This is a genomic window from Geothermobacter ehrlichii, assembly GCF_008124615.1.
GTDB lineage: Bacteria > Desulfobacterota > Desulfuromonadia > Desulfuromonadales > Geothermobacteraceae > Geothermobacter > Geothermobacter ehrlichii.
The window spans coordinates 1-25425 of the sequence record NZ_VNIB01000019.1 but is presented as its reverse complement, the minus strand read 5'-3'; the positions used below and the strand labels follow the sequence as shown (position 1 = coordinate 25425).

Below are 25425 nucleotides of genomic sequence, written 5' to 3'. Positions count from 1 at the left end.
AGCCGAACTGCTGAAGCGGATAAGAGGATACGATGGTTAATCTGACAATCGACGGCAAACAGGTCACGGTTCCCAAGACCTACACCATTTATGAGGCGGCCCGGGAAGCCGGCATCGACATCCCGGTGCTCTGCTATGCCAAGAAGCTGCTCCCCTTCGGCGCCTGCCGGGTCTGCCTGGTCGAGGTCGAGCAGATGAAGGGGCGGCTGATCCCGTCCTGTACCACCCCGGTGACCGAGGGCATGGTGGTGACCACGACCTCCGAGGAGATTCGCAAGGTCCGCAAGACCGTGCTCGAGTTCCTGCTGGTCAACCACGTGGTCGAGTGCCCGGTATGCGACAAGGGTGGCGAGTGCGAGCTGCAGGACCTGACCTACGAGTACGAGGTTGTCACCAACCGCTTCGTGGGTGAAAAGTTTCACTACCCGACCGACGAGAACAATCCGTTCATCGAGCGGAACATGAATCGCTGTGTCCTCTGCGGCCGCTGCGTCCGGGTGTGTGACGAAATCGTCGCCCACGGCTCCTACTCCTTTGTCGAGCGCGGTTTCGAAACCAAGATCGCCACCGCCTTCGATCGCGGTCTGCACTGCGAGTTCTGCGGCCAGTGCGTCTCCCTCTGCCCCGTCGGGGCCCTGCTGCCGCGCCCCTTCAAGTTCAAGGCCCGTCCCTGGCAGCTGAAGGAGGTCGACACCGTCTGTGGCTACTGCGGCAACGGCTGCACCCTGACCCTGGGTGTGAAGGACAACCAGGTCCAGACCATCCGCTTCAACGACAAGAACGGCGTCAACGACGGCAACCTCTGTATCCGCGGCCGTTTTGGCTATTCGTATGTGAACAGTGACCAGCGCCTGACCCGGCCGCTCGTACGTAAGGGGGGAGAACTTGTCGAAACGAGCTGGGACGAGGCCCTGGAGGCTGTAGCCAACGGACTGAAGGACAGTAAAGGGGCCGGCATCATCACGGGGGCGAGGCTGACCAACGAGGAGTTCTTCCTGCTGAAGAGGCTCGCCGACGCCGCCGGCGTCACCAGCTTGGACCACAGTGGCGGCGAGTGCTACAAGGTCCTGACCGAAGGGGTGAAGGACGTGCTCGGACTGACCGCCTCGACCGGCACCTTCCCCCAGGTGGAGACGGCGGACGTGATCCTCAGCATCCGTTCCGATTTCTACGAGACCCACCCGGTGTTCGGCATGGTGGTCAACCAGGCGGTGAAGCGGCACGAAGCGAAGCTGCTGGTTCTGGCCGACAAGAAGGGCAAGTTCACCAAACTGCCCAACGCCGAAACCCTGCTGACCCGTCCCGGCCTGGAAGTCGACGTGCTCAACGCCATGTGCGTGGCACTGCTCGAAGGCGGCAAGGCCAGGACCGAAGGCGTGTCCGGTATTGACGAGTTCAAGCAGGCGATGGCCGAATTCGCTCCGGCCAGGGTCGCCGAGCGGACCGGTGTGTCGGCCGAAGCGATTGTCGCCGCCGCCGAGCGGCTTGCCGAGGCTCAGAAGGGGGCGATCCTGCTCGGCTACGGTCTGCCCTACACGCCGGCCAGCCGCGAACTGGGGCTTGCTGCCGCCAACCTGGCCCTGCTGGCCGGGCTGGCCGACCAGGAAGAGGCCGGCCTCTACGTCTGCGGTGAAAAGGCCAACAGCCAGGGCGCCATCGACCTCGGCGTGCTGCCGAAAGAAGATGGACTGGGTGCCCAGGCGATGCTGGCGGCAGCCGCCGAAGGCAAGCTCGGCAGCCTGTATATCATCGGCGAGGATCCGCTGACGACCTACCCGGACGGCGACCGAGTGGAGAAGGCCCTGGCCAATGCCGGCTTCGTGGTGGTGCAGGATCTCTTCCTGTCGCCCACCGCCGCCAAGGCGGACGTGGTGCTGCCGGCCGCTTCCTTCGCCGAGAAGGATGGAACCTTCACCAACGCCGAACGGCGCATCCAGCGGGTTCGTCCCGGTATCACCAGCCCAGGCGAGGCGCGTACGGATTATGCCATTTTCGGCGCCCTGCTGGAAAAACTGGGAGCCCAGGCGCCCGCCGGACCCGCCGAGGTCTTCGGCGAGCTGTGCGCCGGGCTGGCCGACTACCCGCAGATCGGTCTTGACGAGATCGGCCCGCAGGGCGTGGTCTGGGGCGGCGAGAAACTGGCACCCAAAACCCGCAATCTGGTTGCCGTCGGCGGCGGCAAGAGCGCCGAGGGACGTTTCCTGCTGACCACCGGCAGCTCCCTCTACCATTCCGGCAGCACCACCACCCACGCCGACGGCCCGCTGGCCGCGGTGCCCGAGCCCTACGTCGAACTGGGACGGGAGGATGCCGCCGAGCTGGGCATCAAGGACGGCGACAGCGTCACCGTCAAGGCCGGCGGCGTCGACCTGAAGCTGAAGGCGAAGGTCGGGGCGCGGCTGCCGAAGGGGCTGCTCTTCGCCCCCAGTCACTTCGCGGGAACCGGTCTGAACCGGGTCTTCCGCGGCGAAGCGGTGGTTGCGGCCGAGGTCGCGAAGGGCTGATTCTCACACGGACAGAGTCACACCAACTCTCTCGATAAAGCGTAAAGAGGAAGACACATGACTGCTGAAATGTTGAGCCTGTCGAACGCGCCGCTGCTGTTCATCATTGCCATGGCGGTGAAGATTCTGGTGGTCTTCGGACTGACCATGGGCATCGTCGCCTATGCGACTTGGGTCGAGCGGAAGGTCATCGGCCACATGCAGACCCGCCTGGGTCCGATGCTGACCGGCTGGCACGGTCTGCTGCAGCCGATCGCCGATGGCATCAAGCTCTTCTTCAAGGAAGACATCATCCCGACCCAGGCGAGCAAGATTCCCTTCATCCTGGCGCCGATGATGATCCTGATTCCGTCGCTGATCACCATCGCCGTGGTTCCGTTCGGCAGCGACCTGGTGGTGAACTTCGGCGGCAAGGCCTACGCCATTCCGCTGCAGATCACCGATCTCAACATCGGCATCCTCTACATTCTGGCCATGGCCGGGCTCGGCGTCTACGGCATCACCCTGGCCGGCTGGTCGTCCAACAGCAAGTACTCCCTGCTCGGCGGCGTTCGCGCCTCAGCGCAGATGATCTCCTACGAGCTGGCCGCCGGCCTGGCGATCGTCGCCGTCTTCATGCTTTCGGAAACCCTGAGCCTGCGCGAGATCGTCGCCCTGCAGAGCGGCTCGATCCTCGACTGGTACATCTGGAAGCAGCCGCTGGCTTTCCTGCTCTTCCTGATCACCGGCACCGCCGAGATCAACCGGACCCCGTTCGACATGCCCGAAGCCGAGTCGGAGCTGGTTTCCGGTTTCTGTACCGAATATTCCTCCATGAAGTACGCCCTGTTCTTCATGGCGGAGTACGCCAACATGATCGTGGTGGCGGCCATCCTGTCGACCCTGTTCCTCGGCGGCTGGTCCGGACCGACGCCCTGGGGGCCGGTCAATCTGCTCGGAAAGATCTTCTCCTTCATGTTCTTCCTGATGTGGATTCGCGCCACCTTCCCCCGCGTCCGCTACGACCAGCTGATGAAGCTGGGCTGGAAGGTGCTTCTGCCCCTGGCCCTGGCCAACATCCTGGTGACCGGGATCGTTGTGGTTCTGCAGCAGTAAGTTCTCAACCTGTTTACGAGGTACATACTGATGATTAAAGAGTTCATTCAAGGGCTGAGCATCACGTTCAAGCATCTTCTCCCGGGCCACTCGACGACGGTGCAGTACCCGAAGGTCAAGCTTCAGCCGTCGGAACGTTTCCGCGGCCTGCACCGGCTGGTCCCCACCCAGGACCGGGAAAAGTGCGTGGCCTGCTATCTCTGTCCGACGGTCTGCCCGGCCAAGTGCATCACTGTCGAGTCGGCCGAGAACGAGAAAGGCGAGAAGTATCCCAAGGTCTACCAGATCGATCTGCTGCGCTGCATCTTCTGTGGTTACTGTGTCGAGGCCTGTCCGGTTGAAGCCATCGAGATGACCGGCAACTACGAACTGGCTAACTACCACCGGGATGATTTCGTGTTCGACAAACAGCGGCTGCTCAATACGAAATAGGAGTGTTGACCCATGCAAGTACTTTTCTTCTACCTTGTGGCCCTGGTCGCCGTCCTGTCGGGCCTGATCGTGGTGACGGCCAAGAGTCCGGTGAACAGCGCTCTGGCTCTGGTCAACACCTTCTTCTGCCTGGCCGTGTTCTACGTGATGCTCAGCGCGCCGTTCATGGCCGCCATCCAGGTGATGGTCTACGCCGGCGCCATCATGGTGCTGATCCTGTTCGTGATCATGCTCCTGAACATGGGCGTCGAACCGTACAAGAAGCCGACCCACGTCGCCTGGGGAACCATCGGCAGCGCTCTGGTCTTTCTGGTCAGCGTCTTCTTCATCCAGCGGGGCGAGCCGACCCGGGCGGTCGGGGAGATCACCCGCGACGTGGTGCTGCGCCAGGGGCATACCGAGCTGATCGGCAAGGCGATGTTCGTCGATTTTCTGCTGCCGTTCGAGATCGCCTCGATTCTGCTGCTGGTCGCAATCGTCGGCGCCGTCATCCTGGCGAAAAAAGAAGTCTAGTCTGAACCCAACGGGAGATAGAGATGATAACCGTAGGCCATTATCTGGTGTTGAGCGCGATTCTGTTTTCCCTGGGCACCTTCGGGGTGCTGACCCGGCGTAACGCCATCGTCATCTTCATGTGCATCGAGCTGATGCTGAACGCGGTCAACCTCTCATTCATCGCCCTGTCGCGCCACCTGGGCAACATGGACGGCCAGATCTTCGTCTTTTTCGTCATGGCCGTTGCCGCGGCCGAGGCGGCTGTCGGTCTGGCCCTGATGATTGCCTTCTTCCGCAACAAGGAGACCATCGAGGTCGATGACATCAACCTGCTCAAGTGGTAGGGCTGATTTCGCCAGTTTTCAGTGATCCGAGAGGAGATAGAGGTCAATGCAAGATTACAGTCTGATTTGGCTCATTCCGTTCTTCCCGCTCGTCGGCAGCATCATCAACGGGCTGCTGGGCAAGAAGATCAAGAATGAGAAGGTGATCGGAACGATCGCGACCGGCGCCATCGGTCTTTCGTTCGTGGTCTCCTGCATGCTCTTCTTCCGCCTGCTGGAAGACCCGCAGAAGGTGCATGAAGTGATCATCGCCTCGTGGATGAGCGCGGGCAAGCTGCAGATTGACTGGGGCTTCCTGCTCGATCCGCTCTCCGCCCTGATGATCATGGTGGTGACCGGTGTCGGTTCCCTGATCCACCTCTACTCCAACGGCTACATGCACGGCGAGGAAGGGTTCTATCGCTACTTCTCCTACCTGAACCTCTTCTGCTTCTCGATGCTGATGCTGGTCCTGGGCAACAACGCCCTGGTGATGTTCGTCGGCTGGGAAGGTGTCGGTCTCTGCTCCTACCTGCTGATCGGCTACTACTTCGAGAAGAAGAGCGCCGGCGACGCCGCCAAGAAGGCCTTCGTCGTCAACCGTGTCGGTGACTTCGGTTTTCTGGTCGGCCTGTTCACCCTCTTCTGGGCCCTGGGCGAGCATGGCGTGTGGACGGTGCAGTTTACCAAGATCGCCGAAAACGCTCACCTGCTGCCCGCCGGGGGCGTGGTGGTGACCATCGTCACCCTCTGCTTCTTCCTTGGCGCCACCGGCAAGTCGGCGCAGATTCCGCTCTACACCTGGCTTCCGGACGCCATGGAAGGTCCGACCCCGGTTTCGGCCCTGATCCACGCCGCCACCATGGTCACCGCCGGTGTCTACATGATCGGCCGGATGAACACCCTGTTCGCCATGGCTCCCGACACCATGATGGTCGTGGCCATCGTCGGTGCCGCCACCGCCATCTTCGCCGCCTCCATCGGCCTGGCGCAGAACGACATCAAGCGTGTGCTGGCCTATTCGACCGTCTCCCAGCTCGGCTACATGTTCCTGGCCATGGGCGTCGGCGCCTTTTCCGCCGGCATCTTCCACCTGATGACCCATGCCTTCTTCAAGGCCTGCCTCTTCCTCGGCTCCGGCTCGGTCATCCACGCCATGCACCACGCCTATCATCATGCCCATCTGCATGACGATCCTCAGGATATGCGGAACATGGGCGGGCTGCGCAAGAAGATGCCGATTACCTTCGCGACCTTCCTTGTGTCGACCCTGGCGATCGCCGGCATTCCTGGCCTGTCGGGCTTCTTCTCCAAGGACGAGATCCTCTGGTGGGCCTTCTCCTCGACCCGCGGCGGCTGGATTCTCTGGCTGATCGGCTTCACCGCCGCCGGCATGACCGCCTTCTACATGTTCCGCCTGGTCTTCATGACCTTCTTCGGCGAGCAGCGGACCGATGCCCGGGCCAAGGACCACGTGCACGAGTCGCCGTTCGTCATCACCCTGCCGCTGATCGTTCTCGGCGCGCTGGCGCTGGTCGGCGGCTGGATAGGCATTCCGAAGGCGCTGGGCGGCGCCAACCACTTCGAGCATTTCCTGGCGCCGGTCTTCGAGCATACCCAGGAGCTGTTCGGCATCCACAGCCAGCATGCCCTGCACGCCTACGAGTTCCCGCTGATGGGCGCCTCCATCGGTGTGGCCCTGGTCGGCATCTTCCTCGCCTGGCTGATGTACGTGAAGAACCCCGGCCTGCCGGCGGTGCTGGTGGCCCGGTTCAAGTGGCTCTACGTGGCGATCTTCAACAAGTGGTTCGTCGACGAGCTCTATGACGGCCTGTTCGTCAACGCCACCAAGCGGCTCGGCCGCTACTGCTGGAAAGGGTTCGACCTGCCGATCATCGACGGCATCGTCAACGGCACGGGCTGGCTGGTACAGGGCCTGAGCCGCGCCCTGCGGTTCTGGCAGACCGGCCAGATCCACGGTTACGCCATGACCATGGTCATCGGCATGGTCATCATCGTCGCCGTCTATATCGTCTGATATCCAGGCTTTTGGGGTTTACAGAAAAAGCGCAACGCAAGGAGCGAGTTTCATGTCCGAGCATCTTCTGAGCCTGATGACCTTCTTCCCCCTGCTGGGGATGATCGTCGTCCTCCTGATCCCGCGTGAGAATGAGGCGGTCCTCAAGGGACTGACCTTGGTCTTCACCCTGATCACCTTCTTCATCAGCCTGCCCCTGGCCTTCGATCCGGTCTTCAAGACCTCAGGTGGCATGCATTACACCGAGTTCGCCAACTGGATCAGCATTGGTGACTACTTCCAGATGAACTACAACGTCGGCATCGACGGCATCAGCCTCTGGCTGGTGATGCTGACGACCTTCATCATGCCGATCACCGTGCTGTCGACCTGGCAGGCCGTGGAGAAGAACGTCAAGGGCTTCATGGCTCTGCTCCTGCTGCTCGAAACGGCCATGCTCGGCGCCTTCATCTCCCTCGACCTCTTCCTGTTCTACGTCTTCTGGGAGCTGATGCTGATTCCGATGTACTTCCTGATCGGCATCTGGGGCGGCGCCAAGCGCATCTACTCGGCCATCAAGTTCTTCATCTACACCGCTGTCGGCTCCCTGCTGATGCTGGTGGCCATTATCTTCGTCTACTATTTCGCCCAGAAGAGCGGCGTGCCCTTCGACCAGGGCTTCAGCATCACCCACTTCTACCAGGTGAACATCCCGGCGCAGTACCAGCTCTGGCTCTTCCTCGCCTTCGCTTTCAGCTTCGCCATCAAGGTGCCGATGTTCCCGGTGCACACCTGGCTGCCTGATGCCCATACCGACGCGCCGACTGCCGGTTCGGTCATCCTGGCCGCCATCCTGCTGAAGATGGGCACCTACGGCTATGTGCGCTTCGCCATGCCGCTCTTCCCCGACGCCCTGCAGCAGTGCCTGCCGGTGCTCGCCTTCCTCTCCGTCGTCGGCATCATCTACGGCGCTCTGGTCGCCATGGTGCAGGAGGATGTCAAGCGCCTGGTCGCCTATTCCTCGGTCAGCCACCTCGGTTTCGTCATGCTCGGCATCTTCGCGCTGAATCTGCAGGGAATGGCCGGCGGCATGATGCAGATGATCAACCACGGCATCTCGACTGGCGCGCTCTTCCTCATCGTCGGGTTCATCTACGAGCGCCGCCACACCCGCCTGATCGCCGAGTTCGGCGGCCTGGCCAAGCAGATGCCGGTGTTCGCCACCATCTTCATGATCGTGACCTTCTCCTCCATCGGCCTGCCCGGCACCAATGGCTTCGTCGGCGAGTTCATGATCATGATCGGCGCCTTTGAGAGCGAGCTGCGCTGGTTCACCGTCTTTGCCGCCACCGGCGTCATCTTCGCCGCGGTCTACATGCTGTGGATGTTCCAGCGGGTGATGTTCGGCGAGCTGAAAAACCCTGCCAACAAGGAACTGAAGGATCTGTCGCTGCGGGAAGTCGTCCTCATGCTCCCCCTGCTTCTGTTCGTTTTCTGGATCGGGGTCTATCCCAACACCTTCCTCGAGAAGATGAACCCCGCCCTCGAGCAGCTCATCGGGCAGATCAAGGGCAAGCAGCAGGTGGCCGTGGTCGAAACCGTCCAGCCGGCACAGCACAAGGTCGACTAATTACGGCGGAGGCCGTTGAACAAGCTTCCGAAGGAGCATTTCGATGGAAAATCTGGTGCAAATGGCTCTGCAGAACGTCAACATGGCAGCGATCATGCCCTCGCTGGTCCTCTGCTGCTTTGGCATGCTTCTGCTGATGATCAACGTCTTCATGCCGCGGGGCAAGACCACCCCGGCTGCGCTGATCAGTCTCGTCGGCCTGGCGGTGACTTTCGTGGTGAGCATCAACGCCTGGAATCACCCGGAACTCGGTTTCGCCGGGCACGTGGCGCTCGACAATTTCGCCACCTTCTTCAACATCATCTTTCTCATCGCCGCCTTTCTCACGGTGCTGATGTCGGACAACTACCTGCATCGTGAAGGCTATCCGGTCGGTGAGTTCTACCCGCTGATTCTGTTCACGACCGCCGGCGGCATGTGGATGGCTTCAGGAACCGATCTGATGACCATCTTTCTCGGTCTCGAGGTTCTCTCGATCTCCCTCTATGTCCTGGCCGGCATGTTCCGCGGCCAGCTGCGGTCAAACGAGGCGGGTCTGAAGTACTTCCTGCTCGGCGCCTTTTCCACCGGGTTCCTGCTTTACGGCACCGCACTGCTCTACGGCGTCGCCGGCACCACCAACGTCGCCGACATCGGCTTCTACCTTTCGGCGCACGGCAAGATGCTGGCCAACCCGATGACCATTGCCGGCATGCTGCTGCTCGCCATCGGCTTTTTGTTCAAGATCGCGGCGGTTCCCTTCCACATGTGGACCCCCGACGTCTACCAGGGCGCTCCGACCCCGGTCACCGCATTCATGAGCGCCGGCCCCAAGGCCGCCGCCTTCGCCGCCCTGATGCGGGTCTTCATTCTTGGTCTGGGCGGACTGCAGGCCGACTGGACCAGCCTGCTCTGGTTCCTTGCCGTGCTCACCATGTTCATCGGCAACGTCACCGCCATCTACCAGACCAACCTGAAGCGGATGCTGGCCTACTCCTCCATCGCCCACGCTGGCTACGCCCTGGTCGGCCTGGTGGCCGCCAACGCGATCGGTATTTCCGGCATCCTCTTCTACATGCTGGCCTATACCTTCATGAACCTCGGCGCCTTCGCCGTGCTGGTACTGGCCGGCAAGCAGGGGGAAGAAAACCTGACCCTGGAAGGCTTCTCCGGCTTCGGTTACAAGCGGCCCTTCCTCGGCGTGGCGATGACCATCTTCCTCTTCGCCCTGATGGGCCTGCCGCCGACCGCCGGTTTCGCCGGCAAGTTCTACATCTTCGCAGGCGCCGTAAAGGCCGGTTACATCTGGCTGGCCATCCTCGGCGTGCTCAACTCGGCCATTTCCCTGTACTACTACCTGCGCGTCATGGTCTACATGTACTTCCGCGAGCCGCAGGAGGACTACGGCTGGGTCAATATGAACGTCGGTACCGTGATCTCCATCGTTCTGGCCATCGTCGGCGTGCTCTATCTCGGTGTCGTCCCTGGCAAGATCATGGAAATGGCGAAGATGGCTCTGTTCTGAGCCGGTTGCCTGCCGCAAGAAAAAAAGCCCTCCGCGTTGCGGAGGGCTTTTTTCGTGGTGTGCGTGGTCGCCTGGGTGGCGGTATTCAGTGCAGGGTCATGTCGCGGGTCTCTTCATTGAAGACGTGCATGATGCTTTCGTCGCTGAAAACCAGCTCTAGGGTCTCCCTTTCGGTGCCCTTCCCCCCGGTCCAGACCAGATAGTCCCCCTTGGTGCGAAGTTCGCGCCGGACGCGGTCGCCGGCGATCTTCTGCAGCAGTTCCCACATCTGCTCGGTGTCGAGCAGTTCGAAACCGGCGAACTCTTCACCTGCCTGCAGGCGATGGAGGAAATCGGTCAGCAGTTCGTAGTCGACAAAGTCGTTTTCCTTGCGCCACCAACGGATGAACCGGCTGTTTTCGGTCCGGCTGGCGCTGATGCTCTGCAGAATTTCGTTTCCGTTCATGAGTTTGCCCCTTTCTTCGCTGATGCCAGCATCTGCTTCCATTATATCCCGTCTGCCAGGTTTTGCCGCGTGCGGAGAGTTACCATGCCTTGTGTCGACGGCGAAACTGGGTGTAAACTGTTGATTTCCGAATCTACCCTGGAGTGACCCCATGATCCTGAGTGCAGTTCCCGGCAAGGTGCGAGCGCTGCTGGAGATGATCAAGTTCTCGCATACGGTGTTCGCCTTTCCTTTTGCCCTGATGGGCATGGTGATCGCCGCCTTGACCAGCGGCAAGGCGCCGACGGCAGGACAGATCCTCTGGATCTGTCTGGCGATGGTCGGGGCACGCAGTGGCGCCATGGGGCTGAACCGGATCATCGACGCCCGCATCGACGCCGCCAATCCGCGCACGGCGCAGCGGCACATCCCGGCCGGAAGGGTCAGCAAGGCCGAGGCCTGGATCTTTGTCCTGCTCTCCTTTGCCCTGCTGTTGCTGGCTGCCTGGAAGCTCAACCCGCTCTGCCTGAAGCTGGCGCCGGTGGCTCTGTTCTTTCTCTTTCTCTACTCCTGGTGCAAGCGGTTCACCGCCTATGCCCACATTGTTCTGGGCGTCTGTCTGGCGGCGGCGCCCATCGGGGCCTGGATCGCCCTGCGCGGCGATATCGGCTGGCAGGTGGTGGCGCTGGGACTGGCGGTGCTCTTCTGGGTGGCCGGGTTCGATATCTTCTACGCCCTGCAGGACCTCGATTTCGACCGGCAGGCGGGGCTGCACTCGATTCCGGTGAAGCTGGGACCGGAAAAAGCGATTGGCCTGGCGCGCTGGTTTCACCTGACCATGATCCTGCTGCTGCTTGCCCTGCTCAGCATCGAGGGGCTGGGCCTGATCTACTTTGTTGGCGTGCTGATCGTCGCCGGGCTGCTGGTCTACGAACACCTGCTGGTCAGGCCGGACGACCTGTCGCGGCTCGATGCGGCCTTTTTCAACATGAACGGCTACATCAGCGTCACCATCTTTCTTTTCACCCTGACCGATGCGCTGGTGTGAGAGGAGACGGACGATGAGCAGGATGCTGGTCGGCATCACCGGGGCTTCCGGCGCCGCCTACGGGTTGCGGTTGGTGCGGGAACTGCTGACGGCTGGGCACGAAGTGGCCGTGCTGCTGACCGACGCCGGCAGAAAGGTCGTCCGACTGGAGACCGGACTCGAGCTGCCGGCTGACGTCGGGCGCAGCCAGGAAAGGTTGCGCCAGTATTTCGATGCTGACACGCGGCTGTGCCAGTACGCCCTCGACGATTTTTTCGCCCCGGTCGCTTCCGGCACCAGTGCGCCGCAGGCGATGATCGTCTGCCCCTGCTCCATGGGCAGCCTGGGGCGGATCGCCGCCGGGCTGGCTGACAATCTGCTGGAGCGTGCGGCGGATGTCGTTCTGAAAGAGGGAAAGAAGCTGATCCTGGTGCCGAGGGAGACGCCGCTCAATGCCATCCACCTGGAAAACATGCTGCGGCTCTGTCGCACCGGGGCGGTCATCCTGCCGGCGATGCCCGGCTTTTACCAGCAGCCGCAGACGGTCGGCGACCTGATCGATTTTGTCGTCGGCAAGGTGCTCGATCAGCTGGGAGTCGAGCACCGGTTGTTCGGACGCTGGGGAGAGAAGGCCTGACCGCGGAGTTACGTAGGCACCGGGAACTTCAGGTCTGTCTGGTTTTCTCCGTGGCTCTGTGACTCGGCGGAAAATGTTGTTGGAATCGAGAATATGTTCGAGGCCCTGAAAGAAAAAGTAGAGACAAATACCCGCATTTCCGATGCCGAGGCCCTCGCCCTGTTCGAATCGAACGACCTGCTCGCCATTGGCGAGCTGGCGGCGGTGGCCAACCGGCGCAAAAACGGCGACAAGGTCTACTTCAACGTCAACCGGCACATCAATTACACCAATCTCTGCGTCAATCGCTGCACTTTCTGCGCCTTTTCGAAGGAAGACGGTGAGCCGGGGGCCTACACCCTGGCTCTCGAACAGGTGGCGGCGAAGGTCCGCGAGGCCAGCGCCGCCGGGGCGACTGAGATCCACATCGTCGGCGGCCTGCATCCAGAACTGCCGTTCGCCTTCTATCTCGACATGCTGCGGACCATTCGCGACGTCGACCCGAGGCTGCACATCAAGGCCTTCACGGCGGTGGAAATCGATTACTTCGCCCGCATCTCGGGTCTGCCGGTCGGGGAGGTGATCGCCGAGCTGCAGGGCGCCGGTCTCGGCTCCATGCCGGGGGGCGGAGCGGAAATCCTGGTGCGGCGGGTGCGGGAGCGCATCTGTCCGGAGAAGATCAGCGGCGAGCGCTGGCTCGAGGTGACGGAGACCGCTCACCGTGCCGGTCTGAAGTCGAACGCCACCATGCTGTTCGGCCACCTGGAATCGTATGCCGACCGGGTCGAACACATGCGGCTGATCCGCGAGTTGCAGGATCGCACCGGCGGCTTTCAGGCCTTCATTCCGCTGGCCTTTCAGCCGGACAACACCCGGGTGCCGGGGGCGCGCGGAGTAGGTGGAGTCGACGCTCTGAAAACCCTGGCCATCGCCCGGCTCTACCTGGACAATTTCCGGCACGTCAAGGCCTACTGGGTGATGCTGGGACTGAAGATCGCACAGACCGCCCTCTGTTTTGGAGTCAACGATCTCGACGGCACCGTGGTCGAGGAGAAGATCGGCCACGATGCCGGCGCCGATTCGCCGCAGGCGATGAGCCGGGAAGGGATCGAGCGGCTGATTCGCGAAGCGGGGCGCACGCCGGTGGAGCGGGATACGCTGTATAACGAACTGAAATAATTTCACCACGGAGTCACGGAGGTACTGAGAAGAGAGCATTCAGAATGCCTCCATGTCTCAGTGGTTCGAGCGAGCCGCGCAAGCGGATGGTTGGATGTTTGAACTGATCGAAAACAAACTGGACTCGGCTGAGCCCATTGACCGCGACGAAGCGCTTTGGCTGTTGACCGAGGCCGAACTGCTGCAGCTCGGCCGGCTGGCCGATGGGGTGCGCCGGCGCAAGCACCCGGAGAACCGGGTCACCTTTGTCGTCGATCGCAACGTCAACTACAGCAACGTCTGCGAGTCGAAATGCCGCTTCTGTGCCTTCTTCCGCGACGCCGGCGCCGAGGATGCCTACCTGCTCGACTATGAAGCCATCCTGGCCAAGGTGCAGGAACTGGTCGAGCATGGCGGCACCCAGCTGCTGATGCAGGGCGGGCTGCACCCCACGCTTGCGATCGACTGGTTCGAGGAGCTGTTCCGGCAGATCCGGCGGAGATTCCCCCAGGTGCAGATCCATTCCCTGTCGGCGGCCGAGATCGTCCACATCGCCGGGCTGTCGGGGCTGAGCGTCGAAGAGTGCCTGAGACGGCTGCAGGCGGCGGGACTGAGGTCGTTGCCCGGTGCCGGGGCCGAGGTGCTGGTCGACGAGGTTCGCCGGCGGATCTCACCGAACAAGATCGGCTGGCGGCAGTGGGGCGAAGTGATGGAGATCGCCCATCGCCTCGGCATGCGTACCACCGCCACCATGATGTTCGGCAGCGGCGAAGGGCCGCGGGACATCGTCGAACACCTGTTTCGCGTCCGGGAGATCCAGTCCCGCACCGGTGGCTTCACCGCCTTCATTCCCTGGACCTTCCAGCCCGACAACACCGAGCTGGGGGGCGAAAAGCTCGGTGGTGTTCCCTACCTGAAGGTGCTGGCCCTGTCGCGTGTGGTGCTCGACAACATCGACAACATCCAGGCCAGCTGGGTGACCCAAGGGGCGCGCATGGCGCAGGTGTCCCTCTTTTTCGGCGCCAACGATCTCGGCGGCACCATGCTGGAGGAGAACGTGGTCGCCGCCGCCGGCGTCCGTTTCCGCATGTCGAAGGAGGAGATCATCGCCCTGGCCCGCGACGCCGGATTCGTCCCGGCGCGGCGGACGACCGAATACGAGATTCTGGAAGAGTATTGAAATTTCCCTTCTCCCTTGAGGGAGGGGGCAGGGGTGAGGGGGATTCAAGCTTTGTGTCCTCCGTGGCTCAGTGGTGAACCGGAAGGATTTCCAAATATGTCCTATCTTCGCAAAGACATCGCCGAGATGGCCGGCTACGTGCCCGGCTTCCAGCCGCAGGAAGAAGGCTGGATCAAGCTCAATACCAACGAGAACCCCTATCCGCCGTCGCCGCAGGTGGTGGCGGCGATCCGGGAGGAGCTGGAAGGGGACGGGGCCGCGCTGCGCCAGTATCCGGACGCGGCCAGCCGCCGGCTGCGGCAGGTGGCAGCCGAGCTGTACGGTTTCGATCCGTCCTGGGTGATCGCCGCCAACGGCTCCGACGAGCTGCTCAACAACCTGATCCGCGCCTGCGCCGCCGAAGGCGAGGAGATCGGCTACGTGCATCCCTCCTACTCCTACTACGCCACCCTGGCGGCGATCCAGGGAGCCAGGGTGCGCACCTTCGGTCTGACGGAGGATTTTCGCATCGCCGACTTTCCGCAACGCTACGACGGCCGGCTTTTCTTTCTCACCAGTCCCAACGCGCCGCTCGGTTTTGCTTTCGCCAACGACTACATCGAGGAACTGGCCAGCCGCTGCACAGGATTGCTGGTGGTCGACGAGGCCTATGTCGACTTTGCCGACGCCAACGCCCTCGAGCTGGTGCGCCGCCACGAGAACCTGGTGGTCACCCGTACCCTGTCGAAGAGCTACGCCCTGGCGGGAATGCGGCTCGGGCTGGCCGTTGCCCGGCCGGAGATCGTCGCGGCGCTCGACAATATCCGCGACCACTACCATCTCGACCGGCTGGCGCTGGCGGCGGGCGAAGCGGCGCTGCGTGACCAGAACTGGCTGCGCGCCACGGTCGGCCGCATCCGCACCACCCGTGAGCGGGTCGCCGCCGAACTGCGCCGGCTCGGCTACACGGTGATCGATTCGCACACCAATTTTCTCTTCGCCTCGCCGCCCGACGGCGACGGCCGGAGGGTTTTTGAGGCCCTGTTCGCGCGCCGGATCCTGGTGCGCCATTTCTCCGATCCGCTGCTCGCTCACGGACTGCGCATCTCGATCGGCACCGACGCGGAGATGAACGTGGTGCTGGCGGCGCTGGCAGAGATCGGGTAGGAATCATTCACCACGGAGGTACAGAGACACGGAGAAAATCCTTAAGTTGATGCCAGATTTTCCAGAAGTCCGAAAATGTACCGGGATTGTGTGCTGACCATCAAGCAGTCCTCGGTGTCTCCGTGGTGAAAACTGATGCCCGAACCTCTCCCCTTCAACCCCGCCGAAGTCGCCGATCGTCTGCTGGCCTGGTACGCCGAATCCGGCCGTGATCTCCCTTGGCGGCGGACATGCGACCCCTACCATGTCTGGCTTTCCGAGATCATGCTGCAGCAGACGACGGTGGCGGCGGTCATCCCCTACTACCAAAGATTTCTGGCCTCCTTTCCCGATATCGAATCGTTGGCGGCGGCTCCGGTGGAGGCGGTCATCGAGCTGTGGGCCGGACTCGGCTATTACCGGCGCGCCCGCAACCTGCACGCGGCGGCGGTACGTCTGGTAGAGGATTTCGGAGGTGTTTTCCCCGCCACCATGGAGGAAGTTCTTTCCCTGCCGGGAATCGGCCGTTCCACCGCCGGCGCCATCCTCTCCATCGCCTTTGAAAAATCGGCGCCGATTCTTGATGGTAACGTGCGGCGGATCCTCTGCCGGCTTTTCGCCCTGCGGCAGCCCGCCCGTTCCAGTGCCGCGGAAAAGAGACTCTGGCGATGGGCCGAAGTGTTGACTCCCGTCGAACGCCCCGGGGATTACGCCCAGGCGATCATGGACCTCGGGGCCGGAGTCTGTCTGCCGCGACAGCCGGCATGCCAGGCTTGCCCTCTTGCCGGGCTCTGCCAGGCCTTGAGGCTGGGATTGGAACGGGAGCTGCCTGTTACCTCCCGCCGCAAACCGGTTCCGTTGCGGCGGCAGGTGGCTTTGGCGCTGCGCCGGGACGGGGCGTTGCTGTTGCGACGGCGTCCGCTTACGGGCATGTTGCCGGGACTTTGGGAATTCCCGAATTGTGAGCCTCTATCCGGTGAGAGCGCGGAGCAGGCGGCTCGCCGACTGCTGACCGAACTCGGCGGAAAAGGGGAGGTGGCGGCCGTCGGTGAAGTCAGGCATGTCTATTCCCACTTTCGTCTGCGGCTCTCCCTTTTTGTGGCTGAGGCGTGCCCCGATCGTCGGATCGCCGAAGGGGAGGCGTCTGTCTGGGCCCCTGCCGCCTCTCCGGAGTATCCGCTGCATGGCGCCCACAGGAAGGCGCTGGCGCTCTTGAAAGACTGGACGCCCGCAGGTGATTCTGGCACCATGGCGAGCCTATGAACAAGACACCGATTATCGACACGACCCGCGAGCTGCGGGAATTCGCCCGCTTTCTCGGCGAGCAGCCGGTGATCGCCGTCGACCTCGAGGCCGACAGCATGCATCACTACACCGAGAAGGTCTGCCTGCTGCAGTTCACCGCCGCCGGGCGGACGGCCCTGGTCGATCCCCTGGCGCTGCCCGACCTGGAGCCGTTGCGGGCGCCACTGGAAGATTCGGCGATCCGCAAGCTCTTTCATGCCGCCGACTACGATCTGCGCTGCCTGCGGCGCGATTTCGACCTGCAGGTGCGCGGCCTGTTCGACAGCATGCTGGCGGCGCAGTTCTGTGGCGAAGAGAAGATCGGCCTGGCGGACCTGCTCGGCAAGTACTTCGGGCTGGAGATCGACAAGAAGTACCAGCGAGCCGACTGGACCGTCCGGCCGCTGCCGGAGGAGATGGTCGCCTACGCCGCCGGCGACACCGCCTTTCTGGATTGGCTCGCCGGCCTGCTGGAAGAGCGTCTGCGGCAGCTCGACCGCCTGTTCTGGCTCGAGGAGGAATGCCGGCTGCTGCAGGAAGTCGCTTTCGAGAACGGCGACGGACCTCTCTTCATGCGTTTCAAGGGGGCCGGCCGCCTGGGCAGACGGCAGCTCGCCATTCTCGAAGCCCTGCTTCGCTGGCGGGACAAAAGGGCCCGGCGGCGCGACGTGCCGCCGTTTCGCATCATCGGCAACAAGAGCCTGCTGTCGGTGGCGACGGCGGCACCGCGGACCCTGCGCGCCATGGCCGGCCTGGAGGGGCTGTCTCCGAAGCTGATCGACCGCTACGGGCGGGAGCTGTTGCGCTGCGTGGAGGAGGGGCTGAGCCTGCCGGTCGAGCGGCTGCCGAGTTTTCCGCGTCGCGGCCGGCAGGAGCGGGATCCGCGGGTGGAGGAGCGACTGGCCCGGCTCAAGGCCTGGCGGACGGCGAAGGCGGCGGACCTCGGGCTCGACCCCGGGGTGCTGATCAACAACAGCCTGCTCGAGGCGGTGGCCCGCCTCAATCCCCGGCGCGAGACAGAGCTGCAGGCGATCGAGGGGATGCGCGACTGGCAACGGCAGGTGCTCGGCGCCGAGCTGCTGGCCTGCCTTTGACCGCAACGTTCAGACGGCCGGTTCCGCTGCCGTCTGCTCCCTTTCTACGGACCGGTCTGCGGTCGCGGATCGAGCAGCCTTTCGAGTCGCTCGGCCGGCAGAATCTCCTTTTCCAGGCAGATCTCGCGTATGGTCTTTCCCTCCGCGAAGGCCTGCTTGGCCAGGTCGGCCGCCCGGTCGTAACCGATTTCCGGCGCCAGCGCCGTGACCATGGCCAGACTCTTCTCGACCATCTCTTCACACCGTTCGCGGTCGGCCTGCAGGCCGTCAACGCAGCGGTCGGCGAACAGCTGTGCGGCGTTGGCCAGCAGGCGGATGCCCTCGAGCAGGTTGTGTGCCAGCAGGGGCTGCATCACGTTCAGCTCGAAATTGCCCGACAGGCCGGCCAGGCCGATGGCACTGTCGAAGCCGATCACCTGGACGCAGACCTGCAACAGGCTTTCGGCCATCACCGGATTGATCTTGCCGGGCATGATCGATGATCCGGGCTGGACGGCCGGCAGCTTCAGCTCACCGTAGCCGCCCCGTGGTCCGCTGGCCAGAAAGCGGATGTCGTTGGCGATCTTGAACAGGCTGACGGCGCAGGTCCGCAGGGCGCCGCTCAGCTGCACGGCGGCGTCGCACGCCGCCTGCGCCTCGAAATGGTTGGTTGCCTCGACAAAGGGGTGGCCGGTGACCTCGGCCAGGCGAGAGCAGGTTCTGGGGGCGAATTCCGGGTGTGTGTTGAGGCCGGTACCGACGGCGGTGCCGCCCAGGGGCAGTTCGAGCAGTCCTTCGGTGGCCTGCCGGATGCGTCGGACGCCCAGTTCGAGCTGCCGAACGTAGCCGGAGAAGACCTGGCCGAGCCGGATGGGGACGGCGTCCTGCAGGTGGGTGCGTCCCAGCTTGACGATGTCGTCGAAATCGTCGGCCTTGGCCGCCAGCCGGTCGCGCAGTCGCGACAGGGCGGGCAGCAGCCGGTCGTGAACCTCGGCTGTCGCCGCCAGGTGCAGGGCGGTGGGAAAGACGTCGTTGCTCGACTGTCCCAGATTGACATGGTCGTTGGGATGTACTTTTCGGCCCAGCTGGCGGCCGGCCAGGCTGGCGATGACCTCGTTGGCGTTCATGTTGCTGCTGGTCCCCGATCCGGTCTGGAAGATATCGACGGGAAAGTGTTCGTCGTGTCGGCCGTCCACCACCTCGCCGGCGGCCCCGGCGATGGCCGCCGCCAGTTCGGCCGGCAGCAGGCCCAGCTCGCCGTTGGTCAGCGCCGCCTGCTGCTTGATCAGGCCCAGGGCCCGGATCATCGGCCGCGATAGGCGCCACCCGGAGACGGGAAAGTTTTCGACGGCGCGGGCGGTCTGGGCGCCGTAAAGTGCGTCGGCGGGTATCTGCATGGCCCCCATGGAATCGGTTTCGGTGCGATAGCGTTCCATCTGGCTCCTCCTTTTCGTTCTCCTGAATCAGTGAGTTCATGCCGGATGAAGAGTGCAAGTTCATGCCGGATGAAGAGTGCAAGTTCATGCCGGATGAAGAGTGCAAGTGCTTGGTTTGAATGCGGTTTGCAAAAATCCAGGGCGCACCCACAGGTTCGCCGGTGATTTTTGCAAACCGCAGGCAGGTCAATGACTTGCGCTATTCGCCGATGATGAGCTCATTGATTCAGGATTCAGCTTACCAGCAGAGCAGGGGGAGTCAAAGCGCCATGTTTTAGTCTGGCTAAAAAACGCTTCGCTCTCCACCGGCCTTCGGTTAGAATGCTCCGGTGACGACCTTCGCCTTCATACTCATCGTGCTGTCGGCCCTGGCGCACGCCCTGTGGAACCTTCTGGTCAAGCAGAGCCGCGACAAGACGATTTTCATCTGGTGGATGTTCTTCTGTTCCGGCGGCCTGCTCAACCTGCTCCTGCTGTTTCTGCCGCAGCCTTTTCCCGTGCCCGACTGGCGGACCCTGCTGCTGGCCCTGGCCGGCGGTTTCTGCTTCGTGTCCTATCATCTCTTCAACGGCCGGGCCTACCGGGAGGGTGACCTTTCCCTGACCTATCCTCTGTCGCAGACCGCCATGCTCTACGTCCCGCTCTGGGGCTTTCTCTTTCTCGGTGAGCGGCTGAGCGCCGTCGGTCTGGCCGGCATTGTCTGCATCGCAGCCGGGGCCTATTGCGTGCAGCTGCGGCGGCTGGCCCTCGACGAGGTGCTGCGTCCCTTCCGGCGTCTCGGCGATGCCTCGGTGCAGGCGGCGCTGGCGGCCGGATTCGTCTATTCGGTCGGCGCCGTGACCGACAAGCTGGGCGTTTCCGGCTATCCCCCCCTGTATTTCACCTACCTGCTGGTGATGTCGATGTTTGTCTATCTGACCCTCATGCTCCTGCCGTTCGACGCGCCGGGGAGGCTGCTGGCCGAATGGCGGCGGAACCGGCTGATCATTCTCTGCAGCGGACCGGTGATGATGAGCTCCTTTCTCACCTTCAGGTTCGGGCTGAAGCTGGCGCCGATGAGCTATGCCGTTCCCCTGCGGCAGGTCAGCCTGCTGATCGGCGTGCTGATCGGCGTGCTGTTTCTCGGCGAAACCTGCGGGCGCATCCGGTTTCTGGCCGCCTGCATGATTCTGGCCGGGGTTTTTCTCATCCGCTTCGGATAAGGTCGTTCCGGTCATCTCTGTTGCCGTGCTATAACGGCAGCAGACCGTTTTTCGGGGAGGGTGTCTGCGATGAAGAATCTGGCGAATTTTCTCTTTGAAACCGGCATGCTCAAGCGGACGCCGCGTACCGGTTTCCAGTTTCTCGGTTCCGGGGCCGAGTCGGTGGCCGAGCACTGCTTCCGCACCGCCATGATCGGTTATGTACTGGCACATCTCGACGGCGGGGTCGACACCGGCCGGGTGGTGCAGATGTGCCTGTTTCACGACCTGCCCGAGGCGCGAACCGGGGATCTGAACTACGTGCACAAGAAATACGTTCGCAGCGACGAGCGGCAGGCGGTGGAGGATCTGGCGCGGACCCTCCCGTTCGGGGAAGACTACCGGGGGCTGTGGCAGGAGTTCGTCGAAAAACGGACGCGCGAGGCGCAGCTGGCCAACGACGCCGACCAGCTGGAAATGATCCTGGCCCTGAAGGAGTACAAGGACCTCGGCAACCGCTATGCCGACCAGTGGTATCCCTCCTGTTGCGACCGGCTGCGGACCTGTGCGGCGCGCAGGTTGGCGGAGGTTATCTGGGAGACCGATTCCAGCCGCTGGTGGTTCGATGACGATCACGAGTGGTGGGTGAGGGGGGGGCGGCGAGAGGACGACCCTGCTTGACCTGCCCCCGGATTGGTGTTAGATATACTCGTTCTGACTTTTCCACCCGGAGTTGGCGATGCTGGACAGCCGTTATCTGCGTGAACATCTCGAAGAGGCCGAAAGGGCTCTGGCGACCCGCGGCGGGGATATCGATCTTTCCGTCTTTCAGGAGCTGGACGGCCGCCGGCGCGGACTGCTGACCGAGGTCGAGGCGCTCAAGGCCGAGCGCAACCAGGTTTCGGCCCTGATCGGCAAGACCCGTGACAAGAGCCAGGTACAGGACGAGATCGCGCGGATGAAAGAGGTATCGGCCCGGATCAAGGGGCTCGACGAGGAGCTGCGCCAGGTCGACGAGGAGCTGCGCGCCTTTCTGCTGACGCTGCCCAACATCCCGCATCCGCAAACGCCGATCGGTGCTTCCGAAGAGGAGAATGTCGAGGTCCGGCGCTGGGGAACGCCACGGCGTTTCGACTTCGAAATCCGTGACCATGTCGATATCGGCGAGAAACTCGGCATTCTCGATTTCGAGCGGGCCGGCAAGATTTCCGGTGCCCGCTTTTCCCTGCTGAAGGGGGCCGGCGCCCGGCTCGAGCGGGCCCTGATCAACTTCATGCTCGACCTGCACACCGGCGAGCACAATTATATTGAAACCCTGCCACCCTTTATGGTAAACAGGGCGACGATGACGGGGACGGGACAGCTCCCCAAGTTCGAGGACGATCTTTTTCATACTGAAGATGTCGATCTTTTCCTGATCCCGACCGCCGAGGTGCCGGTGACCAACATCCACCGGGACGAAATCCTCGACGGCGACCAGCTTCCGCTCTGCTACACAGCCTATACCCCCTGTTTCCGCAAGGAGGCCGGTTCGCATGGTCGGGACACCAGGGGCCTGATCCGGCAGCACCAGTTCAACAAGGTCGAACTGGTCAAGCTGGTGCGGCCGGAAGATTCGGATGCCGAACTGGAAAAGCTGCTGGCCGACGCCGAGAAGGTGCTGCAGCTGCTGCAGCTTCCCTACCGGGTGGTCGACCTGTGCACCGGGGATATCGGATTTTCCGCCGCCCGTACCTTCGATATCGAGGTCTGGCTGCCGGCACAGGACTGCTACCGGGAAATCTCCTCCTGCTCGACCTTCACCGACTTCCAGGCTCGGCGGGCCGGCATCCGTTTCCGCCGGCAGAAGGGGGCCAAGCCCGAATTCGTGCATACCCTCAACGGATCGGGGCTGGCGGTCGGGCGGACCCTGGTGGCGATCCTGGAAAACTACCAGCAGGCCGACGGGTCAGTGGTGATTCCGGAAGTGCTCAGGCCCTACATGGGAGGCATGGAGCGGATTTCGAGCTGAGAGCGGCGACAACGGAGGAGTGGCCGAGTGGTTTAAGGCGGCGGTCTTGAAAACCGTTGAGCGAAAGTTCCGTGGGTTCGAATCCTACCTCCTCCGCCACATTCAAAATAGGAACCGGACGGTCGTGGCAGGATTCGGAGCGTAGCGAGCGCGTCCGGTGAACAAAACGTATTCTGCAGAAAAACATTTAATTATCTAACCTGCTTGCCGAAAAGATCTAGGTAGACACGGAGAGGTGGCCGAGCGGCTGAAGGCGGCACCCTGCTAAGGTGTTGTGCGGGCAACCGTACCGAGGGTTCGAATCCCTCCCTCTCCGCCACAATCAACACGCAAGTTCCGAAGAGGGATTCGAAGCGGAGCGAGCGTATCCTGTGGACAAAAAGCCGGCGGCAGCGAGCGGAGGGGAGCCGACGCAGGAGTTGCCGTGATGGCGGCGACGAAGTGGGCGAATCCTTCCCCCTTTGTCATTTTCAATCACGCAGTCGGATCTCGCAGCTGGCGGGAAAGGCTCCGGCACGATGTCTGCGTGACAGCGAGGTGCCTGATCGTGAAAAGAGCTGGTCTCGTGATTTTCGTCGTGACCGTCTTCGCCGCTTTCGGCCTGGGCGGTTGCGGCAAGCAGGAAGAGAAGAAGCCCAAAGTCGAGGCCAGGCCGGCGAAAACGGAGGTTCAGGTGCGCAAGAGCACCACGCCGGTCGAGGTTCCCGATTCGGTCAAGGGACACTGGAAGGCGGTCAAGATCAGTGTCAGAGACAAGGATGCGGGTACCGAGGAGGTCTACACGGTCGACATCGGGCACTCTTTCGAGCTCCCCGGGGCCGGAATAACCTTCAAGGTCAACGCCTTTTTGCCCCATTTCGTAATGGACGGCAGGAAGCTGACTTCGATGAGCAACGATACCCGGAATCCGGCTGTCCAGGTAGAAATCAAGGAGAACGGCAAGATGGTGTTCGATGGCTGGCTCTTCAGTCTCTATCCGAACACCCACGCCTTCAAACATCCCCGCTATACCTTCAGTCTGGTCGATTACATCCCGGCGGAAGGAAAAAAGGGTTGACAAGAAGCCGAAAGTAGGAGATAAACGCTTCTCTCTGCGCCGCTAGCTCAGCTGGATAGAGCGTCTGACTACGGATCAGAAGGTCGGGAGTTCGAATCTTCCGCGGCGCGCCACTTAAGAGAAAGGGCTACGGATTGCATCCGTAGCCCTTTTCGTTTGGAGTTGGCTGTTTCCCGGGTTCAGTGGCGCCAAGGCTGGCCGAGGTCGGCGACGATGGCGTCGGAGGGCGCAAACATGGCCGGCTCGGAGAGGCTGGTGATGATGTCCGGACCGTTCAGTGCTTGCAGCGCCAGGGTGCCGAGGTAGACGGCGAGGGCGAGCAGGGTGAAGAGCCCCAGCAGGTTGGTGACCCGGTCCCGTTTGTCGATGCAGATCTGGTTGGCTTGTGTGCGGGCCATTTTCTCCTCCTGGTCTTTTTGGCGGTTGCTACCCTTTTCGACGGATCGGCGAATTTCTTAAGCGTTTTTCACGGCCGGGCTGCATGTCCCCGGAGGGGGACGGAAGAGGCTTGTTTCTGGATGCCGGTTCGTGTTAAAAGTAGCCTCCGCAGTTGCGGTCCGGGTGATGTGAATGGCGCCTTTATGGAGTGAAATCGATCAGGCGATGATGCAGCAGGCCCTGATCGAAGCGGAACGGGCTGCCGGGATCGGCGAGGTTCCGATCGGGGCGGTCATCACCCGGGGCGATAGTATTGTCGCAAGGGCACACAACCGGCGCGAATGCGACCAGGATCCGACGGCGCACGCCGAGATGCTGGTCATCCGCCAGGCGGCGGAACGTCTCGGCTCCTGGCGGTTGCTGGAGACGACGCTCTACGTGACTCTGGAACCCTGTGTCATGTGCATGGGGGCGATCATCCTGTCCCGCATTCCGCGGCTGGTTTTCGCCTGCCGGGATCCGCGGGTCGGAGCAGTCGGCTCGATTTACGAACTGCATCGGGACGACCGGTTCAACCACCGGGTCGAGGTGGTCGAGGGTGTGCTCCAACAGGAGTGCAGCTCCCTGCTCAGCGGCTTTTTCCGCCGTCTGCGTGCGGAGAAGAAGGCCGCCAGGGCGCAGAAAGGAAAGACGGACTGACAGTTCGGAGGGGTGTCCGAGCGGTCGAAGGTGACAGACTCGAAATCTGTTGTGCCGAAAGGCACCGTGGGTTCGAATCCCACCCCCTCCGCCAAATAAAAACAAGGGCCTAGCCAATTCTGGCTAGGCCCTTGTTTTTTTGATTTTCTGCAAAAATGAGAGTTTGGTGGAAAGATGGGTGGAAAGATTTTTTTTCACGCAGGTCTGAATTTGATATTTGTTTGACTGATGGAAAGATGGTCTGACGGCGTGAGGGTCGACAGTTGTAAGCGAAGGCTTGACGAAGTGTCGTCTCTGGTAGCCTAAGCTGTTGTCTGGATTCGTCACGAACAGGCCGGAATGCCTCCGTCTTTGCGTGATCTGGCTTTGGTGCGCCCCTTTGTGCACTGGGTGGCAGATCGGCCTCTGGGGGGCAAATATGGAGGAATTCCTGACTTCTGTTCTCTCTTTGCAAAATTTCCGGTCCGAGCGCATGCCCTCTTCCTGCATTTACCAGGCAGAAAGCTCCCGTCGTCATTAAGATGTTGCAGGACGGCCAGGGATGTCACTTGGCAGTCGGTTTTGGGTTTGGCGGCGGAAATGTTTCTGTTGATACCGGGGAGGATTGGAGATGGAAAGGACCGACCTGCGCTTGCTGGCTGAAAAATGGGGGACACCTCATGTTGCCCGCCGGGAAGTGTATTGACCTTCCCCCGAAATTGTGGACAGTCCGAAAAGCTGCTACAACAGCGTCAGGAGGACTGGCATGGTTTCGAAGAGAAGGAAGTACACTCGTG

Annotated in this window: 23 protein-coding genes and 4 tRNA genes; 24 read left to right on the top strand and 3 right to left on the bottom strand. The window is 62.2% G+C overall.

Going from position 1 to position 25425, the window contains the following annotated elements; genetic code table 11:
* The first annotated feature begins 32 nt into the window (after window positions 1-32).
* From nuoG to EDC39_RS14600, 8 genes are read left to right on the top strand one after another with little or no spacing between them, the layout of a single operon-like run.
* Window positions 33-2504, top strand: a complete 2472-nt coding sequence (nuoG, locus tag EDC39_RS14635) for an NADH-quinone oxidoreductase subunit NuoG (protein ID WP_148897139.1) — start codon at window positions 33-35, stop codon at window positions 2502-2504.
* Window positions 2505-2561: 57 nt separating this feature from the next.
* On the top strand, window positions 2562-3599 hold the full coding sequence (nuoH, locus tag EDC39_RS14630) for an NADH-quinone oxidoreductase subunit NuoH (RefSeq protein ID WP_148897138.1): 1038 nt from the start codon (window positions 2562-2564) through the stop codon (window positions 3597-3599).
* A gap of 30 nt (window positions 3600-3629) precedes the next feature.
* Window positions 3630-4031 (top strand): NuoI/complex I 23 kDa subunit family protein, encoded by a 402-nt coding sequence (locus tag EDC39_RS14625; RefSeq protein WP_148897137.1) that lies wholly within the window; start codon window positions 3630-3632, stop codon window positions 4029-4031.
* A gap of 12 nt (window positions 4032-4043) precedes the next feature.
* A complete protein-coding gene (locus tag EDC39_RS14620; RefSeq protein ID WP_148897136.1) occupies window positions 4044-4544 on the top strand; it encodes an NADH-quinone oxidoreductase subunit J family protein in 501 nt (166 codons plus the stop codon).
* Between the two features lie 23 nt (window positions 4545-4567).
* Window positions 4568-4870 carry an NADH-quinone oxidoreductase subunit NuoK gene (nuoK, locus tag EDC39_RS14615; RefSeq protein WP_148897135.1) on the top strand — a complete coding sequence of 101 codons (303 nt, stop codon included), beginning with the start codon at window positions 4568-4570 and terminating at the stop codon, window positions 4868-4870.
* A gap of 46 nt (window positions 4871-4916) precedes the next feature.
* On the top strand, window positions 4917-6887 hold the full coding sequence (gene nuoL / locus EDC39_RS14610) for an NADH-quinone oxidoreductase subunit L (RefSeq protein ID WP_148897134.1): 1971 nt from the start codon (window positions 4917-4919) through the stop codon (window positions 6885-6887).
* 52 nt (window positions 6888-6939) lie between these two features.
* Complete coding sequence (locus EDC39_RS14605; protein ID WP_148897133.1) at window positions 6940-8496, top strand: NADH-quinone oxidoreductase subunit M; 1557 nt, start codon at window positions 6940-6942, stop codon at window positions 8494-8496.
* Between the two features lie 43 nt (window positions 8497-8539).
* Window positions 8540-10000, top strand: coding sequence for an NADH-quinone oxidoreductase subunit N (locus tag EDC39_RS14600; protein WP_148897132.1), 1461 nt, complete (start codon window positions 8540-8542; stop codon window positions 9998-10000).
* 85 nt (window positions 10001-10085) lie between these two features.
* Here EDC39_RS14600 and EDC39_RS14595 read toward each other — a convergent pair whose 3' ends face one another.
* The gene (locus EDC39_RS14595) at window positions 10086-10445 is read right to left on the bottom strand and encodes a hypothetical protein (RefSeq protein WP_148897131.1); all 360 of its coding nucleotides are present in this window, start codon (window positions 10443-10445) and stop codon (window positions 10086-10088) included.
* Between the two features lie 151 nt (window positions 10446-10596).
* Between EDC39_RS14595 and EDC39_RS14590 the strand changes: the two genes are divergently transcribed.
* The 7 genes from EDC39_RS14590 (at window position 10597) to EDC39_RS14560 (ending at window position 17908) form a co-directional block, all read left to right on the top strand.
* Window positions 10597-11472, top strand: a complete 876-nt coding sequence (locus tag EDC39_RS14590) for a UbiA-like polyprenyltransferase (protein WP_148897130.1) — start codon at window positions 10597-10599, stop codon at window positions 11470-11472.
* Between the two features lie 13 nt (window positions 11473-11485).
* On the top strand, window positions 11486-12088 hold the full coding sequence (locus EDC39_RS14585) for a UbiX family flavin prenyltransferase (RefSeq protein ID WP_148897129.1): 603 nt from the start codon (window positions 11486-11488) through the stop codon (window positions 12086-12088).
* A gap of 93 nt (window positions 12089-12181) precedes the next feature.
* Complete coding sequence (gene mqnE, locus EDC39_RS14580) at window positions 12182-13246, top strand: aminofutalosine synthase MqnE (RefSeq protein ID WP_148897128.1); 1065 nt, start codon at window positions 12182-12184, stop codon at window positions 13244-13246.
* Between the two features lie 94 nt (window positions 13247-13340).
* Window positions 13341-14405, top strand: a complete 1065-nt coding sequence (gene mqnC / locus EDC39_RS14575) for a cyclic dehypoxanthinyl futalosine synthase (protein WP_148897127.1) — start codon at window positions 13341-13343, stop codon at window positions 14403-14405.
* 96 nt (window positions 14406-14501) lie between these two features.
* Window positions 14502-15551 carry a histidinol-phosphate transaminase gene (gene hisC, locus EDC39_RS14570; protein ID WP_148897126.1) on the top strand — a complete coding sequence of 350 codons (1050 nt, stop codon included), beginning with the start codon at window positions 14502-14504 and terminating at the stop codon, window positions 15549-15551.
* 135 nt (window positions 15552-15686) lie between these two features.
* Window positions 15687-16793, top strand: a complete 1107-nt coding sequence (mutY, locus tag EDC39_RS14565) for an A/G-specific adenine glycosylase (RefSeq protein WP_148897125.1) — start codon at window positions 15687-15689, stop codon at window positions 16791-16793.
* A complete protein-coding gene (locus tag EDC39_RS14560) occupies window positions 16790-17908 on the top strand; it encodes a ribonuclease D (RefSeq protein ID WP_148897124.1) in 1119 nt (372 codons plus the stop codon). Before mutY ends, EDC39_RS14560 begins: the two co-directional genes overlap by 4 nt.
* A gap of 44 nt (window positions 17909-17952) precedes the next feature.
* Here EDC39_RS14560 and EDC39_RS14555 read toward each other — a convergent pair whose 3' ends face one another.
* Window positions 17953-19323 carry a class II fumarate hydratase gene (locus EDC39_RS14555; protein WP_148897123.1) on the bottom strand — a complete coding sequence of 457 codons (1371 nt, stop codon included), beginning with the start codon at window positions 19321-19323 and terminating at the stop codon, window positions 17953-17955.
* 329 nt (window positions 19324-19652) lie between these two features.
* Between EDC39_RS14555 and EDC39_RS14550 the strand changes: the two genes are divergently transcribed.
* The 7 genes from EDC39_RS14550 (at window position 19653) to EDC39_RS14520 (ending at window position 23685) form a co-directional block, all read left to right on the top strand.
* Window positions 19653-20525, top strand: a complete 873-nt coding sequence (locus EDC39_RS14550) for a DMT family transporter (RefSeq protein WP_148897122.1) — start codon at window positions 19653-19655, stop codon at window positions 20523-20525.
* Window positions 20526-20594: 69 nt separating this feature from the next.
* Window positions 20595-21185: an HD domain-containing protein gene (locus tag EDC39_RS14545; protein ID WP_148897121.1), complete on the top strand. Its 591-nt coding sequence runs from the start codon at window positions 20595-20597 to the stop codon at window positions 21183-21185.
* 58 nt (window positions 21186-21243) lie between these two features.
* Window positions 21244-22515, top strand: coding sequence for a serine--tRNA ligase (gene serS, locus EDC39_RS14540; RefSeq protein ID WP_148897120.1), 1272 nt, complete (start codon window positions 21244-21246; stop codon window positions 22513-22515).
* A gap of 13 nt (window positions 22516-22528) precedes the next feature.
* A tRNA-Ser gene (locus EDC39_RS14535) sits at window positions 22529-22614 on the top strand.
* Between the two features lie 130 nt (window positions 22615-22744).
* A tRNA-Ser gene (locus EDC39_RS14530) sits at window positions 22745-22834 on the top strand.
* A 228-nt stretch (window positions 22835-23062) separates the two neighbouring features.
* Window positions 23063-23572 carry a DUF2155 domain-containing protein gene (locus tag EDC39_RS14525; protein WP_246140267.1) on the top strand — a complete coding sequence of 170 codons (510 nt, stop codon included), beginning with the start codon at window positions 23063-23065 and terminating at the stop codon, window positions 23570-23572.
* A 36-nt stretch (window positions 23573-23608) separates the two neighbouring features.
* Window positions 23609-23685 (top strand) — tRNA-Arg (locus tag EDC39_RS14520).
* A 66-nt stretch (window positions 23686-23751) separates the two neighbouring features.
* On the opposite strand, the gene EDC39_RS14515 is transcribed toward EDC39_RS14520, so the two are convergent.
* Entirely contained in the window at window positions 23752-23970 is a 219-nt protein-coding gene (locus EDC39_RS14515; protein WP_148897118.1) for a hypothetical protein, read from the bottom strand.
* A 172-nt stretch (window positions 23971-24142) separates the two neighbouring features.
* On the opposite strand from EDC39_RS14515, the gene tadA reads away from it, so the two are divergent.
* Together tadA and EDC39_RS14505 are read left to right on the top strand one after the other, a co-directional pair.
* Entirely contained in the window at window positions 24143-24649 is a 507-nt protein-coding gene (gene tadA, locus EDC39_RS14510; protein ID WP_246140266.1) for a tRNA adenosine(34) deaminase TadA, read from the top strand.
* Between the two features lie 6 nt (window positions 24650-24655).
* Window positions 24656-24743: transfer RNA gene (locus EDC39_RS14505), tRNA-Ser, on the top strand.
* Window positions 24744-25425: the final 682 nt, after the last annotated feature.

Coding starts and splice junctions, on each gene's coding strand:
- EDC39_RS14595 (WP_148897131.1), bottom strand. CDS start 10,445: ATGAACGGAAACGAAATTCTGCAGAGCATCAGCGCCAGCCGGACCGAA.
- serS (WP_148897120.1), top strand. CDS start 21,244: ATGCTGGACAGCCGTTATCTGCGTGAACATCTCGAAGAGGCCGAAAGG.
- nuoH (WP_148897138.1), top strand. CDS start 2,562: ATGACTGCTGAAATGTTGAGCCTGTCGAACGCGCCGCTGCTGTTCATC.
- mqnC (WP_148897127.1), top strand. CDS start 13,341: ATGTTTGAACTGATCGAAAACAAACTGGACTCGGCTGAGCCCATTGAC.
- nuoL (WP_148897134.1), top strand. CDS start 4,917: ATGCAAGATTACAGTCTGATTTGGCTCATTCCGTTCTTCCCGCTCGTC.
- hisC (WP_148897126.1), top strand. CDS start 14,502: ATGTCCTATCTTCGCAAAGACATCGCCGAGATGGCCGGCTACGTGCCC.
- EDC39_RS14605 (WP_148897133.1), top strand. CDS start 6,940: ATGTCCGAGCATCTTCTGAGCCTGATGACCTTCTTCCCCCTGCTGGGG.
- EDC39_RS14620 (WP_148897136.1), top strand. CDS start 4,044: ATGCAAGTACTTTTCTTCTACCTTGTGGCCCTGGTCGCCGTCCTGTCG.
- EDC39_RS14585 (WP_148897129.1), top strand. CDS start 11,486: ATGAGCAGGATGCTGGTCGGCATCACCGGGGCTTCCGGCGCCGCCTAC.
- mutY (WP_148897125.1), top strand. CDS start 15,687: ATGCCCGAACCTCTCCCCTTCAACCCCGCCGAAGTCGCCGATCGTCTG.
- EDC39_RS14625 (WP_148897137.1), top strand. CDS start 3,630: ATGATTAAAGAGTTCATTCAAGGGCTGAGCATCACGTTCAAGCATCTT.
- nuoG (WP_148897139.1), top strand. CDS start 33: ATGGTTAATCTGACAATCGACGGCAAACAGGTCACGGTTCCCAAGACC.
- EDC39_RS14590 (WP_148897130.1), top strand. CDS start 10,597: ATGATCCTGAGTGCAGTTCCCGGCAAGGTGCGAGCGCTGCTGGAGATG.
- EDC39_RS14545 (WP_148897121.1), top strand. CDS start 20,595: ATGAAGAATCTGGCGAATTTTCTCTTTGAAACCGGCATGCTCAAGCGG.
- EDC39_RS14515 (WP_148897118.1), bottom strand. CDS start 23,970: ATGGCCCGCACACAAGCCAACCAGATCTGCATCGACAAACGGGACCGG.
- mqnE (WP_148897128.1), top strand. CDS start 12,182: ATGTTCGAGGCCCTGAAAGAAAAAGTAGAGACAAATACCCGCATTTCC.
- nuoK (WP_148897135.1), top strand. CDS start 4,568: ATGATAACCGTAGGCCATTATCTGGTGTTGAGCGCGATTCTGTTTTCC.
- EDC39_RS14600 (WP_148897132.1), top strand. CDS start 8,540: ATGGAAAATCTGGTGCAAATGGCTCTGCAGAACGTCAACATGGCAGCG.
- EDC39_RS14560 (WP_148897124.1), top strand. CDS start 16,790: ATGAACAAGACACCGATTATCGACACGACCCGCGAGCTGCGGGAATTC.
- tadA (WP_246140266.1), top strand. CDS start 24,143: ATGGCGCCTTTATGGAGTGAAATCGATCAGGCGATGATGCAGCAGGCC.
- EDC39_RS14555 (WP_148897123.1), bottom strand. CDS start 19,323: ATGGAACGCTATCGCACCGAAACCGATTCCATGGGGGCCATGCAGATA.